We start from the raw sequence: 14,395 nt of genomic DNA, 5'->3' as shown, positions 1-14,395 counted from the left end.
CAGTTATAAAAACAGAACAAACAAAATAAAGGTCAAAGTCAATAACCAACCTTTAATAGCGTTAAGTAGTAGCATTAAAGCGACTGATTATACCAGGCTGCTATCTCATTTTTGCTGCTGCAAGATATCACGATAACCTGCCTGCCAATCAGGATAATTTAACCAAGCTAGCGGAATATTGCTGTGCAGACGTTTGCCTGTTACTGATATTTTTTTACTATCAACTTCTGGCGGTGTCTCACCTACTTGCTTACTGAGCCAAGTAGTCAGCTCAAGCGTGGTCACCGGCAGATAATCAGTGGCAAGATAGATGGGCTTTGGTGCATCTATCATTAGCACTTTGGTAACAATCGTCACCAAATCGCGATCCATAATACGGTTACTCCAGCTCTCAGCTGCTATAAGATCTTTTTGCGCTTCTTTAGCTTTACGCAGACGCATCAACCGCTCCCGGCCATAAATACCACTCGGGCGAATGATAATAGCCTTTTCACCAAACCCTTGTTGCAACGCTTGTTCTGCTTGCAATATCACCTTTGACGCATCACGTTCAGGGGTGACAGGCGCGGTATACTCATCGACCCATTCCCCTTTGTTTTGCCCATAAACCCCTGTTGAAGAAATAAAGACTACCCGTTCAAGCGCTTCTAATTTATCCGCAAGCGTTGATAAATGCTGGCAAATACTCAAGTAGCTGTCGTTATAACCACTAGTGGAATACTCATCAGGGGTTACAATAATGGTAATACGCGTAAAACTCTGTAATTGCTCAGCACTAAGTGTCAGTGCATCCGCTTGAATAAAGTCAGCTTTATCATCTAAGGCATAATGTTCACGTTCACTACGTGCCAATCCCGTGACTGCTACATTTTCCTGAGCCAGCATATTGGTTACCGGTAGGCCAATATCGCCTTGACCAATAACGAGTAATTTTTGAGTGGACATAAATTATCCTTATTTATAACTGTGTTTTCAGGCTGTTTTTAAAAAGGTGTCTTCTTTATAAGCCGTTGATTAGGCAACGTAAAATATTATTTTTTATACTTAGGACTGCTTAAAAATAACGTCTATATGAAAGCTGTATATCGTCATTAGCATCGACACGATCTTGCCAATCATAGCTGGCATTAAGGCGTAGCGCCTGCTTTTTATCAATATCATATTGTAGCCCGAGGGTGGTAATCGGCTGCCAATAATAACCGCGAACGTCGGGCTGGTTGCTGTCGCCATGATACCAATATGGCAATTGCAATTCAGCTTGCACACGTAACTGATTGTTAATTTGATAACGGCAACCAGCGTTCATCCCTGCTCCAACCCGAAAGCCTTTATTGATTCCACGCCCTGCTTGTGCCGCACCAGTAACAAAGGTATAGCACAGCTGCGGCGGCATTTCACCGGTAACTGAGCCCGATGACCCAGTGCGCGGTGCCCCAAACGCCCACGACTTCCCAGTCTCATAGGTCATACTGCCGACTAGATGGTCAGTGCCCTCTTGCTGCGAGCCGTCATTGATACGAGTAGCCTCAACACTTACACCCCATGTTTTGCCTTTCTTGGCGGTGTTTACAGGGTTAAATGAGCGCCCGCGAATTAAGGTAAAATTCTGCAAAACCACACTTTTTGGTTTGCTATTGCTCTTTCCTTCATCAGTATCATAAAGACGTAACGTGGTGGCCAGACCTTCTAAATTAAAGAACTGCGGAAGCCCTGCCGGACGATCAAGGCTGTCATGGTAGCCGGCACGCAGTCCGAGATCGATATAGCTATTATCGCCGCGATGCCCAACACCGATATGACCAAGCTGTAGCGGATGGCGATCTAACGGGTTGTTATCCGCCACACTAATAGGACGCGTCAGTAGCGATTGACCATCGGCTGACATACTTGATGCTGGATTAATATCCGCTGATTTAATATTATTTAACGCTTCTTTTGTTGTCTGCTGATAGCCTAACTGCTGGCGAGACTGTTTGGCTTTATTAAGCTGCGCTTGGCGTATGGTGCTATCGGCTGGCGTATAGTTATTATTTGCTAGCAGATTTTCATCACTTAACAGTTGAATCACATCAGAAGGAATGACCGCATAAGGCAGCTGGCTCAACAAATGCTTTTGCGGGCGTACCACATCAATTAAGCGCAGAATTTCAGAAGCACAGTTATCCGTGGTGAAGTAATACGGTAGTGCCAAATTTTTGGTCTCCCAGACGTGAGACATAATTTGTCGGACTTCCGCTGGCGTCAAAGCCAACTGATACGTCCAGGTATCACGCTCATCGTCTTGTAAGTATTTGGCCAGCTTTTTTGGATAAGGGTCAATTTCGATCTTATTATTGTAAAGACCCGTCATCGACTTGATTGCATAAATCACAAAAGGGTCGTCAGGATTGCCATCGACCGTATCGTTGAGCGCATAAGCATGATGGATTTGGCTGGGGTCTGCCGCACTGGTGGGTGAATCAATGCGCAATAAGGTATGAGCAAAAGCAGAGAGCGGATTGTCTAAATACTCTTGCGCGAACATGACTGACAGTTGCTCAGGTGCTAGAGTTGCCATCCAGTTATCAAGCTCTGGACAGTCCGCTTGCAAAAGCGAGTCATCAATGTTTAAAGCATCTGTCAGCCATTGCACCCGCGCAGGGAAACGGCATAATACAGAGTTATTATTGGTCTGAGCCTTGCTACTATTATTAGCAGCAAGCGTTGTCAATTCCTGAGCAAGCGCTACCAGCATGGCGTCAAGCTCGGCGCCTGAGTCTTGTTGACCCTTGGTACTTAAGAAGAAGTCTTTGTTATCGACCAGACTTTTAGTTTTACCTTTACCAAAAAGGCTTTTTTTATCATCAACAAAATATAATAATCGTCGCCATGTTGTCTGCTGGGCAAGGTTGTTTTGTTGTACTTGCTGACGCCATGTTGTTAGTAGCTGTTCAGCCTCAGTATTTTGCAAAAGCGTTGTGTCGTTATTATTGTCAGTATTAGCACTATCATTGTTAGCATCACTAATCGCTGTCGTTATTGCGGCATTTGATTTTGCCACAGCTGGCTGTGAAGTAGGCGCTAATTCACCTGTAGTTACTACCGATTGCGGTGTCGGCAAAAATGCCTGGGCCTGCGCAGTTAAAAGCAGCCCTACAATTGCTAAGGGCAAACGTGCGCGCTGGCTCGCCGTGGTTAGCACACAATCTACGGATAGGGACTTAAGATTTATCGACATGAGGTAAAATCTCGCATTGTATAATTCATACGCTAGTAGCGCTATTAGGGTACGTTTAACTGTCACGAATGAATGCTACGAATAACTAACTTTGAATTCGCCATGCTTATCATTAATATTGTATATGAAATAAAGAAGATACGCTGATATTCACGTGTGGCTGGTATTCGTTTTAAAATGAACCAACTATATCTTATATAAAATCTTATTATAAAAATGACTCGATGCCCACTTATAGCAGATCTATAAAAACCATTATCAAAGAGAATATTATGCCAAAATCGTCTCAGACTGACTCATTAATGACCATTAATGACGGTCGCCTGTCGGCAGCCACGTGGCTGTGCTCGCCAAATAGTAACTCGCGTCCGGATGGCGTCAGTATCGACGCTATTATCGTCCATAATATCAGCTTACCACCGAACGAGTTTGGCGCCTGTGACGCTAATGGCTTGCACTACGTCAAAGCATTATTTACCAATCAATTAGAGTGGCAGGCGCATCCCTATTTTCAGACTATTGAGGGCGCAGAAGTTTCAGCGCATCTTTTTATTGAGCGTGATGGAGCAATTACCCAATTTGTGAACTTTAATAAGCGCGCATGGCATGCAGGCAAATCAAGTTACCTTGGCCGTCCTGAGTGTAATGATTATAGCATTGGTATTGAGCTTGAAGGCTCAGATTTTGTGCCATTTACCACCGCCCAATATGAGGTGCTGGCGCAAGTGGTCGCAGAATTATATAAAGCTTATCCTAAGACCCATCGGCATTTAACCGGTCATAGTGATATTGCCCCCGGTCGTAAGACAGATCCGGGTGATTATTTTGAATGGACGAAGTTGCGTGAGATGGTGTCTCAACAGCGCCTCACACTTTAACCAATCAGCTATTTATTGAGACTCTAAATTCCATACCTAATTCGTTTATCCACCGTGTTATGAAAATGCTATAATCCGTCAGTTTTTTTAACCTTAGTAAATTAATAGACAACTTAGCAAACCAATAGGCACAATAGGCTCTCATGGCAAAAAGTCGGTTATTTCGTTCAACTATGGTGGTCAGCAGTATGACCATGTTGTCGCGTGTTTTAGGATTGGTACGTGACATCGTTTTATTAGGAGTCTTCGGAGCAGGTGGCCTGATGGATGCCTTCTTGGTCGCTTTTAAGATACCCAATTTTTTACGGCGGTTGTTTGCCGAAGGCGCGTTCAGCCAAGCCTTTGTGCCAGTGTTATCAGAATATAAAGAAAAGTATAGCTTACAGCAGGTACAGATTTTAGTCAGTCGCACTTCAGGCGCGCTTTTGCTAATCTTATCGATGCTCACCGTAGTGGTGATTTTGATGGCACCGTGGGTCGTGACTTTATTTGCCCCCGGCTTTGCCGATCAGCCCGATAAGTTTGCTATTACCGCTGAACTATTACGCCTGACCTTCCCTTACCTATTATTTATCTCCATGACCGCTTTTGCCAGTGGTATTTTACAAAGCTACGGACGTTTTGCTGCACCTGCTTTTGCGCCGGTATTATTAAACCTCTGTATGATTGGCGCGGCGCTGGTCTTTGCACCTATGTTTGAGACGCCCATTATGGCGCTCGGCTATGCAGTGGCCATTGCAGGATTATTGCAATTATTGATTCAATTGCCGCAGTTGTCGAAACAAAAGCTGTTGGTGCTACCTAAAATTGATTTCCAGCATGAAGGCGTCAAACGCATTTTAAAGCTGATGCTACCTGCTATTTTTGGAGTATCCGTTACTCAGATTAATTTGCTGCTCAACACCATATTTGCCTCGCTTATGATTGGTGGTTCGGTCTCGTGGTTATATGCTGCTGAGCGTATGAGCGAGCTGCCGTTGGGCCTAATTGGGGTGGCGATTGGTACGGTTATTCTGCCAAGTTTATCAAAAAGTGAAGCCCAAAAAGATGATATCACTTTTAAAAAGACCATCGATTGGGCCGCACGGCTGATTGTTGTGGTCGGGCTACCCGCTGCAGCAGCATTATTTATACTCTCTGATGTGCTAATGCAGGCGCTATTCCTACGTGGTGAATTTACCTTACGTGATGCGCAAATGAGTTCGCTCGCACTACGTAGCATGGCGGGTGGTATTTTAGGCTTTATGCTGATTAAAGTATTTGCCCCAGCATTTTTTGCGCGTCAAGATATTAGAACGCCAGTGAAAATCGGTATTATTTCGGTCTTTGCTAACATGATTTTTAGTGTGATTTTTATTGGTATATTTTATTTACTTGAGATTCCGCTACATGGTGGTTTGGCACTGGCGACCACTGGTGCGTCTTTTGTCAATGCTGGCTTATTGTATTATTTCTTACATAAACGCGATATTTTCCGTTTTGGTACGCATTGGAAAAAGCTCTTTGCTCAGTTTTTAATTGCCACAAGTGCCATGGTGGGCGTGCTTTATGTGATGCTGCCTTACTTCCCTACCGACGAGGCGCAGTGGCGACGCCTAATTGCGCTGCTCATTATGTGCGGCGTTGGCGCAGCGGTATATGGCGCGGTATTATTGGCGACTGGCTTTCGCCCGCACCAGCTCAAGCATGGTTAAATGGGTTATGACTGTTTAGCGACGCTTTACTAATTGGCAACGCTTTACTAACTGGCGACGCTTTACTAACTGGCGACGCTTTACCAAACAGGCACAAGGTTCAATGAATTATTGACTGTTAATAGCGTTAAGAGTTGTCATAATTGCTTATTAATAGATAAAAGAATTTTGAGGTTCGATATGATAGCCAAACAGTTAACGTTTCAACGGTTGCCAATGATGCTCGCCACAGGTGTATTGACTACAGGACTGTTGTTAAGTGGTTGTAGTAACAATGATAGCGTAGAAACAGAGGTTGCTATTGATGAAACCGCTGACGTCACCTCTCAGGACTCAGTGACGACGGACCAAACGACAGCGATTAGTACTACTGATAATAAAAACGATGCAGAACAACAAACCATTACCTCTGATGATAATGAGACCACGACGGACACCGCTGCGGTTAGCGACGTTATCAATCCGGCAGCAGCAGATGACAAGCAGCCAAGTCTGGTAAAAAATCCTACCCAAGCAGGTACGCCAGAGGACACGGTCAAGCAAGCACTTGATACTTTATATTATGGCGATGTTAAACAGGCTGCGAGCTATTATAAAGTTGATATGGCCAATTTTGTTGATGAGCTTGCCAAGACTCAATATGCTTTCCAGCAGACAGTCGAAGGCGTTAGCATTACGAATACTAAATACAATAGCGATAAAACCCGTGCCACTATCTCAGGTGAGCTGAGGCTAAAAGACCAAAGTGAGCCTGCACCCTTGACCTATGAGCTACAAAAAATAAATGGCAAATGGAAAATTTTGGGCTAAAAGCATTACGCGTAAAGGATGAGCAGCAGTAGCAATGAGGCTAATTTTTGTCTTATTCTGCAAACTCATTTATCCGATGTTATCGTTTTTCCTAGCATGACCACGTCAGCGATAAAGCCTTGCATATCACAGACTTGTGGCATGTAGCCCCACTGCTCAAAACCAAGCTTATAAAACAAACCTAGGCTTGGTTGGTTATGAGCAAAAACAAGCGCTACTACGTTTTTAATACCTAAGCTTGGCGCTTGAGTTAGCATCCAGCGGGTTAATAAGCTACCAAGCCCTCTTCCCTGATAGTCTTGGTGCAAATAAACACTAATTTCACTACTGATGTGGTAAGCAATACGCTCATATAAATCACTAAAACTACCCCAAGCTATAATAGTAGGTGATGGTTCTGTCTGATCAATTTGAACGCTTTGATCGCCTCCTAAAATAGTATTTATTGTTTTAATCACATAAATTGGACGGCTAGGATTGTTAAGGTGATCATCAAACCAAGCAGCGCGTTCCTCAGTAGTGACCGGCACTAAATTGGCCGTGGCCTGTTTGCCAGCGATACTTTGGTTATAAATGGCCAAAATAGCTGATAAATCATCAATACCTGCACGCTGCACTACAAATTGATCATTAAGCTTATCTATCATTAATATAGGCGGCGCAGCGTTAATATCAGACATAATAGTTCTCATTGTTAGTGATTTATAGTTATACCAAACTTAAAAAGCAAGCTAGCTTTGTCAGACTCTCTAAGCTTACTACTGTAGTGCTTGCCTCTGTCTTCCTCGTTATCTTTGGCTTTTGGGAATGGTATTAATAAGGGAACGTTAGAAATGGGGTGTTAAAGATGGGCCTTTAGTAATGTCAGCATTGCTATTTTACTTTATAATGGCTGGCTTTAGACACCTCAACTTTTATTAATGATGTGTTTTTCATTTTTTATTTGGTCTAATCATAGCTGTAAATTTATGAATACCTATTTTCTTGAGCAACTGATTGCGTTACCAAGCAAGGCGCCTACGGATACCAGTCTAATAGAGTTAGCGCCTTGTGTGCTTACTATTGGCAACTTCGATGGTGTCCATCTGGGTCATCAAGCGATGCTCGCCCAAGTGCGCACATTGGCGGATGAGCAAAAGCTGAGCGCGGCGGTAATGATATTTGAGCCACAGCCACGTGAGTTCTTTGCACCGGCTACTGCCCCTGCGCGCCTGACTAATTTAGCAGAAAAACAAGCCTTGCTAGCCGAGTACGGGGTCGAAACCTTAATCGTAGCAGGTTTCGATACTGATTTTCGTTCATTGTCTGCACAAGCTTTCGCTGATCTTTTGGCACTGCGCTTAAACGTACAGGCATTAGTATTAGGCGATGATTTCCGTTTTGGCCATGATCGTACCGGTGACAGTCAATTTTTGCGTAACTATGGCTTGCACGTGACCAACCTACATACGGTCACTGACGACAACCCTGTTAATAAAGATACCGCTGAGCGTATCAGCTCTACCCGTGTTCGTGATTTATTGTTAGCAGGTGATATCTCTGCTGCTAATCAGCTACTTGGCCGTGATTATGCTATCACTGGCTTAGTGATTGGTGGTGACAAAATTGGCCGTACCTTGGACTTCCCAACTGCTAATATCGACTTGGCGCGACTCAAACCCGCCTTACACGGTATCTTTGCTGTTGACGTGGTGAGTCTGGATAAGTATGGGCAAATCATACCTAATGGACTAACTACATTAGTAGAAAAGGGACAGACAGGGGTAGCCGGTCTGCGCTCGCATAGCTTATTTGGTACGGCTAGTGTTGGTATCAGACCGTCCGTCGATAAAGGACATGACTGGCGCCTAGAAGTACATTTCCCGCAGTTCCACGCGGACTTATATGAACAAACATTACACGTTCGATTTTTGCATTTTTTACACGGTGAACGTCATTATGACGGTCTTGAGGCGCTAAAATCTGGCATTAATAACGATGTCACAGATTTACTTGAATGGCGTGCGCAGCAGCCTGATTAACAGGCTGCATATAATACGAAAACAAAACCCACAAGCGCGAGCGTTGTGGGTTTTTTATTACTAATTTTTATTAATTTAGAATATTTCAGCCAATAATAAGCAATTAGGCGTCTGGGTGCATACGTACATTCAGATCGTCAATAATCTCAACCCACGCCGCATCTTTGGTCCATTCTTCTTGTAAAAACATGCGTTGACTGTCTGTCCAAACATTAGATTCTGTTAACTTTTCGCTTTTTGCCAACTGATGTTCTTCGACAAATTTATTGATAGCGTCATCTGAGCTTTCAAGCCCTAACTGAGCAAATAAATCGTTAATGCTATAATCTGGTTCACCTAACATCGTTTTTCTCCTCGAAGGTTGTTGGTTAGTCGTGCTGGTTTATTTTTTATGGCTTGTTGTTTATCTGCTTTTTTATATTTAAGTTATATCCAAACTTTCGAATACTCATTTATTGTAGCAAAGCTTATTTTAAAAGCTGTTATTCAACGTTACCACTTATGTTAACGTCTTTTATATTAGTATCCAAGTAATGACAAAAGTTGAAGATACAAAAAAGCCCTCAAACTTAGGAGGGCCTTTTCACTTCAAATTGCTAGCTTTTTTAATAACAAGCCAGAAAATCAACAATTTATCTAGCTGTTTATCTACTTATGGTAGTAGATGGGATACTGCGTCACGCTCTTCGCTAAGCTCTTGCTCAGTAGCAGCCATCTTCTCTTTTGAGAAGTCTGATGACACATCAACGTCAGCAACGATGGACCAGTCGCCGTTTTTGCAAGTACAAGGGAATGAGTAAATCAAGCCTTCAGAAATACCGTATTCGCCATTAGAATAAACGCCCATTGAGACCCAATCGTTGTCTTCAGTCCCCATTACCCACGTACGCACGTGTGCAATAGCAGCATTGGCAGCAGAGGCCGCAGAAGAGGCACCACGTGCTTTAATAATTGCTGCACCGCGTTGTTGTACTTCTGGGATATAAGTGTTTTCGTACCAATCACGATCTACTAAATCTAGCGCAGACTTACCGTTTACCGTGCAAGCAGTCAGATCAGGATACTGAGTTGAGGAATGGTTGCCCCAGATGATCATCTTTTTCACGTCATTAATAGTGCTGTCAGTTTTGCCAGCCAATTGCGCCATTGCGCGGTTGTGATCCAAACGAGTCATCGCAGTGAAGTTGCGTGGGTCTAGATCTGGTGCGTTACGCTGAGCGATAACGGCGTTGGTATTAGCAGGGTTACCTACTACCAGAACTTTAACATCACGGCTTGCGACATCATTAAGTGCTTTACCTTGTGCCGAGAAAATCGCAGCGTTGGCCTCTAACAGGTCTTTACGTTCCATACCTGGGCCACGAGGGCGTGAGCCTACTAGTAAAGCATAGTCAATATCTTTAAAAGCGACATTAGCATCATCAGTTTGCACGATACCTGCTAATAGAGGAAATGCACAGTCTTCTAATTCCATGACCACACCTTTAAGTGCGTCAAGTGCTGGAGCGATTTCAAGTAATTGCAAAATTACTGGCTGATCTTTACCTAGCATCTCACCAGATGCAATACGAAAAAGCATGGCATAGCTGATATTACCAGCGGCGCCAGTTACGGCAACACGTACAGGCTGTTTCATAGAATAGTCCCTAATTGATTATTAGATAATTTTGTCATATTTTCAGACACAGGCATTTTAGACTTTCATTACCCTTTTAGACATAGTCATGTTGAATATAGTCATTTCCAATATGGATATTTTGGAGATAGTCTTACTACAGGGTAATGGTCGTAAACCGAAAACTAGTGTAGCACTTCGTTTGGTGAATCGTCTAGGGACAATACCGCGCTTGCTGGCGTCTATATTGTTACATTTTATACAGTCAGAAGTTTGTGCTATGAGGAAATTTATAGAGATAACTCATGAGAGAGGATCAAAGAATGATCAAAAGGCAACTTTATTGAGTAAGAATCTTTTAATGAAGACTCTCATAAAAAGAATGTTGGAGGCCGTATTATTTACCACCTGAGATGATAAAATTTGAGCCGCAATTGTCTACTATGTTGTTACAGCTGCCAAATTCACTGCCTTCATAACAAACGTGAACATCGGTAAGTACCGTCTGGCGACGAGTACCAGCTTGGCAAATTAAGTCAATACTAGAGGACGTCATACCACTGTTTAGACGGGTCATTTGCCTAATAAAGCGCGATTTGGAGACGGTATAACTATTGCCTGTGTTCAATTCACTGGGTAACTTTAACTCTCCAGCAAGATTAACGATTTGACGAAAGTAACTGCTCGCACTCAGCGGACTACAAGCGCCGTAATACTGCCAAACTTGGGTGCGGACAGTGACATCCGGCATGATGCGATTGACCACTTTTAACTGTAAGGGCGTTAGGCGTGTCTCGCTACCTCGTCCACAGCGCTCACCATAACCAAGATCGAGACCAGATACTGTCAAAGAATAACCCTCCAAACACTGGCGCATACGGGCGCGCGAGGGTTGCAGATTACACAATGCGGGCGTCATCTCAATCATCAATACCCGTTGTCCAGTCTTAACCGCACTAGCGGCATGTGCGGGTAGAGCAAATACAGGCAGCAATACTAAACCGACAACGCTAAGTAAAGTATGACATATATACTTAGGTTTTTTACCCGTTAGGCTGTCACCTATGTTTTCTGGTGACGGTGCTTTTTCTGATAGCTTTGCTTCAAACGCACGCCACGTTCGTGTATGCGCAGATAACTGACGTCCGTTCTTTAATAATATCGGCAGATTTAAATGTTTTTTTATCATAAGTAACTTTTGTTGTAAATAACAAGTGTCATAAGTAATACGGCATTTAGCAGTTATCAAACAGGGTCTATGAGCTCAGATTATAGGGTTCATAATTTATAGCGCTCAAAATTTACAGTGCTCAAGATATAAATACCAAATAATCTAAGAACAAGACAGTTTTAGAAAAATATGGACGCCAACTTAGGCAATAGTAGCAAAACGCTTTTTTTAATCTACAGCAAAAACGTAAATTCAACGTTAATCACTAAATAATGCCAACCTCGAAGTTGTCATTACTAAAAAAGCTTTAAAAATTAGCCAGTTGTTTTAAAACGAAGCGGGAATCGTACCCATACGCTGACTGATGGGCTCAGGACGACCCAATAAACTACTATAAATAGTAGCATTTTCCATCACATGCTTGACGTAATCGCGAGTTTCAGGGTAAGCAATCGATTCGACATACTGATCGGCGGCAAGCGCGCCATAAGTTGGCTGCCAGCGCTTAGCCTTATTAGGACCAGCATTATAGCCCGCAGTTGCCAGTACCGGCTGATAGTTCAGCTTCCCTAAGATATCACTCATATACCAAGTACCATAGCGAATATTAGTATCGCCGCTGTTCGCACCGCTAGCACTATACGACTCGCCTAAATTACGGGCAATGTATTTTGCTGTATCGGGCATGATTTGCATCAAACCACTGGCTCCTACATTAGAGCGCGCTGAGGTTACAAAGCGGCTCTCTTGGCGCATAATGCCATAGGCCCACGCTGGATCAATTCCAGCTGACTGACTATAGCGCACAACCGCATCTTGGTGCGGCATTGGATGCGATAGCGCCAAACTATTGGCATTATCAGTATTATCAATGGCATAGATAGCGCGATCGAGCCAGCCCATGTCATGCGCTTGGCTAGCAGCAGCAATAATCAGCTTGTCATCACGATTATCACGCGCCACCTTCACCGCCCAGTTCCACTCTCGATTGGCATAAGCACGGCTAGCCTCTGCGTTGTATAATGCAAATGCGCGAGCGAAGCCTGGGTCTTGCATGACACGCGCGCGATCCCTACCACTCACGCTGGGTAAATTGTTACCGCCTAAGCGACCAGCATCAAAACGTTGACCGACTTTATCTTTTGCCATTAGACCATAATATTCATTGCTCTTGGCCAGATGCTGATACATATTTTTGGCGATATTGCGTTTGCTACTATCGCTTGATTGTTCATAGGCGCGTGCTAGCCAATACTGCCACTGGTTGTCCTTCTGGGTCTCAGAATCCATCTGTGAGATGGCCTCAATCACGTCGTTCCAGCGACCAAAACGGATGGCAGCTTTGGCGTAATCTTCGGCTTCTTCAAAGTTAAAGTCATCATCTAAGCTAGTACGAAACCAATCAACGGCTTCAGAGTCAAAGCCATCATCGGTGGTGTGGCTCATGCGCTTAACCCCAAGAATACGATACGCATAGCGGCGGGTGTCATCATTTAACAATCGTGCTGAGCGCTGATTGTCTTGCCTGACGTCAAAATCCACTTGCATCGCCGCCTCGCGATAGGACTTATCTGCGATACGTCCGATGGCATATAAATACAGATATTGATTGATCTGGCTATTCGGCTGCCTGCCAAAACGACTAAGGAACGCGCTTGGATTGAGCTGAATTTCACTCAACGCGGAATAGGCAATCGGTGTACCCAAGCGTGACGATAGCGCCATAATGTCGCCGGTCTTACCTTTACGTAGCATGCGCTTGAGACGGGCTGCACGGTCTTGATTGCTAATCAGCGCATTATTATTCATCTCCGTTGCCAGCTGTTCGCACAAAGCTGGCTGCTTTAAGGTAGTCAACCAAACGTCTGACTTCTCGGCCAGCGCACGCATAGTATCGCCGCCGTTATTAAAGCCAAGTCCAATCGCACAGCGCTCACTACTATCCGCATTGGTGATTAAGTTCGCCACTTGCCGTACGGAGGCGTAATCACCTGATGCCGCTTTGGTCTCAGCAAAATCTGCTACTAGCTTTTCTGCCATAACGGTATTGGGGTATTGACGTACAAACTGCGATACCGCCGCCGAGCTTTGCGAACTCAAATCTAAGTTCATGCGCCAGTAAGTAGGATACATAGCAAATAGGCCACCGCTCATCAATTGCTCATAGTTATATAGTGCACTGATATCCCCGCGATCTGCTGCCTGTGCTGCGGCGGTAAAGGAATCAACGCTGTTGTCCTGCTGGTAGCTACCACCATAAGGCGCCGGCTCTGCACAGGCCACCTGTGATAACCCGAGCGCGCTCATCGCTGTTGCCAAGCTCAGCGCACCAACGCGCAGCGAGCTAACATTAACGGGTCTAGAGCTACTGCTTGCGGTAGATTTAAGCATGACGTTGTGGTCATAACTGTTGCCATGAATGTTTTTGGCAGCGCGGTGCTTAATCATACTTAACTCTCTCTATCATTTTAGGGGTTATTTATTATTTGGCTTTTTGGTAGCTGATTTTTTAATAGTTGGCTTAGTAATGGGGATTTTTAATCTTAGGTGCTAATACTAGGTCTTCGTATTGTATAGTTAATACTCAATAAAGTAGATACGCCAATAGTTACGTGCGGCTGGTAAATCAATAAGACGCGCTAGCAAGATAACGCTTATCATACTATATTCGTTCAACTTTCAACCAGCTTCCTTACCATTTATAAATAAATAGGACAGCGACGCGTAACACGGAAGTGATACGACGGTAAGATATGCCTATAAGCCGACGGTGTTTTCCAAATACGTACTGAAGCATTGATAAGCAATTGATACTATTATAACCTGAATTCGGGATAAGTCCTCCATTAAGCTACTGATAACATTCATATTTCCCCAACTTCTTTAAAGCCAGCCACATTTTTGAGGGTTGGTTTGTAGGGAAACCAACAATAAGCTATCAGTCCTGACAACAGATTGGTGATAAACCCAGTCACACTGCGATGGCGAG

At 43.9% G+C, this 14,395-nt stretch carries 11 protein-coding genes and 1 pseudogene; 4 read left to right on the top strand and 8 right to left on the bottom strand.

Translation table 11 applies throughout. From position 1 onward, the window contains the following. Positions 1 to 105: 105 nt before the first annotated feature. On the bottom strand, positions 106 to 945 hold the full coding sequence (locus JMX97_RS09185; protein WP_201557280.1) for an SDR family oxidoreductase: 840 nt from the start codon (positions 943 to 945) through the stop codon (positions 106 to 108). 109 nt (positions 946 to 1,054) lie between these two features. Then, positions 1,055 to 3,217 carry a DUF4105 domain-containing protein gene (locus tag JMX97_RS09180; protein WP_201557279.1) on the bottom strand — a complete coding sequence of 721 codons (2,163 nt, stop codon included), beginning with the start codon at positions 3,215 to 3,217 and terminating at the stop codon, positions 1,055 to 1,057. Positions 3,218 to 3,489: 272 nt separating this feature from the next. Here JMX97_RS09180 and ampD point away from each other — a divergent pair, with 272 nt between their 5' ends. The 3 genes from ampD (at position 3,490) to JMX97_RS09165 (ending at position 6,599) form a co-directional block, all read left to right on the top strand. Continuing rightward, complete coding sequence (gene ampD / locus JMX97_RS09175) at positions 3,490 to 4,095, top strand: 1,6-anhydro-N-acetylmuramyl-L-alanine amidase AmpD (protein WP_201557277.1); 606 nt, start codon at positions 3,490 to 3,492, stop codon at positions 4,093 to 4,095. A 143-nt stretch (positions 4,096 to 4,238) separates the two neighbouring features. Beyond that, positions 4,239 to 5,789 carry a murein biosynthesis integral membrane protein MurJ gene (gene murJ, locus JMX97_RS09170; protein ID WP_201557275.1) on the top strand — a complete coding sequence of 517 codons (1,551 nt, stop codon included), beginning with the start codon at positions 4,239 to 4,241 and terminating at the stop codon, positions 5,787 to 5,789. A 180-nt stretch (positions 5,790 to 5,969) separates the two neighbouring features. Continuing rightward, entirely contained in the window at positions 5,970 to 6,599 is a 630-nt protein-coding gene (locus tag JMX97_RS09165; RefSeq protein WP_201557273.1) for a hypothetical protein, read from the top strand. Between the two features lie 65 nt (positions 6,600 to 6,664). Here the strand turns inward: JMX97_RS09165 and JMX97_RS09160 are convergent, their stop codons facing one another. After that, complete coding sequence (locus JMX97_RS09160; RefSeq protein ID WP_201557271.1) at positions 6,665 to 7,279, bottom strand: GNAT family N-acetyltransferase; 615 nt, start codon at positions 7,277 to 7,279, stop codon at positions 6,665 to 6,667. A gap of 288 nt (positions 7,280 to 7,567) precedes the next feature. On the opposite strand from JMX97_RS09160, the gene ribF reads away from it, so the two are divergent. Beyond that, positions 7,568 to 8,620, top strand: a complete 1,053-nt coding sequence (ribF, locus tag JMX97_RS09155; RefSeq protein WP_201557269.1) for a riboflavin biosynthesis protein RibF — start codon at positions 7,568 to 7,570, stop codon at positions 8,618 to 8,620. 103 nt (positions 8,621 to 8,723) lie between these two features. On the opposite strand, the gene JMX97_RS09150 is transcribed toward ribF, so the two are convergent. From JMX97_RS09150 to JMX97_RS09130, 5 genes and pseudogenes are all read right to left on the bottom strand, one after another. Then, a complete protein-coding gene (locus JMX97_RS09150) occupies positions 8,724 to 8,963 on the bottom strand; it encodes a DUF2789 family protein (protein ID WP_201557267.1) in 240 nt (79 codons plus the stop codon). Positions 8,964 to 9,272: 309 nt separating this feature from the next. Continuing rightward, a complete protein-coding gene (locus tag JMX97_RS09145; protein WP_201557265.1) occupies positions 9,273 to 10,256 on the bottom strand; it encodes a malate dehydrogenase in 984 nt (327 codons plus the stop codon). A gap of 376 nt (positions 10,257 to 10,632) precedes the next feature. Next, positions 10,633 to 11,424 (bottom strand): hypothetical protein, encoded by a 792-nt coding sequence (locus JMX97_RS09140; RefSeq protein WP_201557263.1) that lies wholly within the window; start codon positions 11,422 to 11,424, stop codon positions 10,633 to 10,635. 309 nt (positions 11,425 to 11,733) lie between these two features. After that, on the bottom strand, positions 11,734 to 13,713 hold the full coding sequence (locus tag JMX97_RS09135) for a transglycosylase SLT domain-containing protein (protein ID WP_413786401.1): 1,980 nt from the start codon (positions 13,711 to 13,713) through the stop codon (positions 11,734 to 11,736). 557 nt (positions 13,714 to 14,270) lie between these two features. Beyond that, a pseudogene (locus tag JMX97_RS09130) lies at positions 14,271 to 14,395 on the bottom strand (IS982 family transposase); the annotation flags it as partial.

Source organism: Psychrobacter sp. 72-O-c, from assembly GCF_904846605.1.
Classification (GTDB): domain Bacteria; phylum Pseudomonadota; class Gammaproteobacteria; order Pseudomonadales; family Moraxellaceae; genus Psychrobacter.
This window is presented reverse-complemented; position numbering and strand designations above follow the sequence as displayed.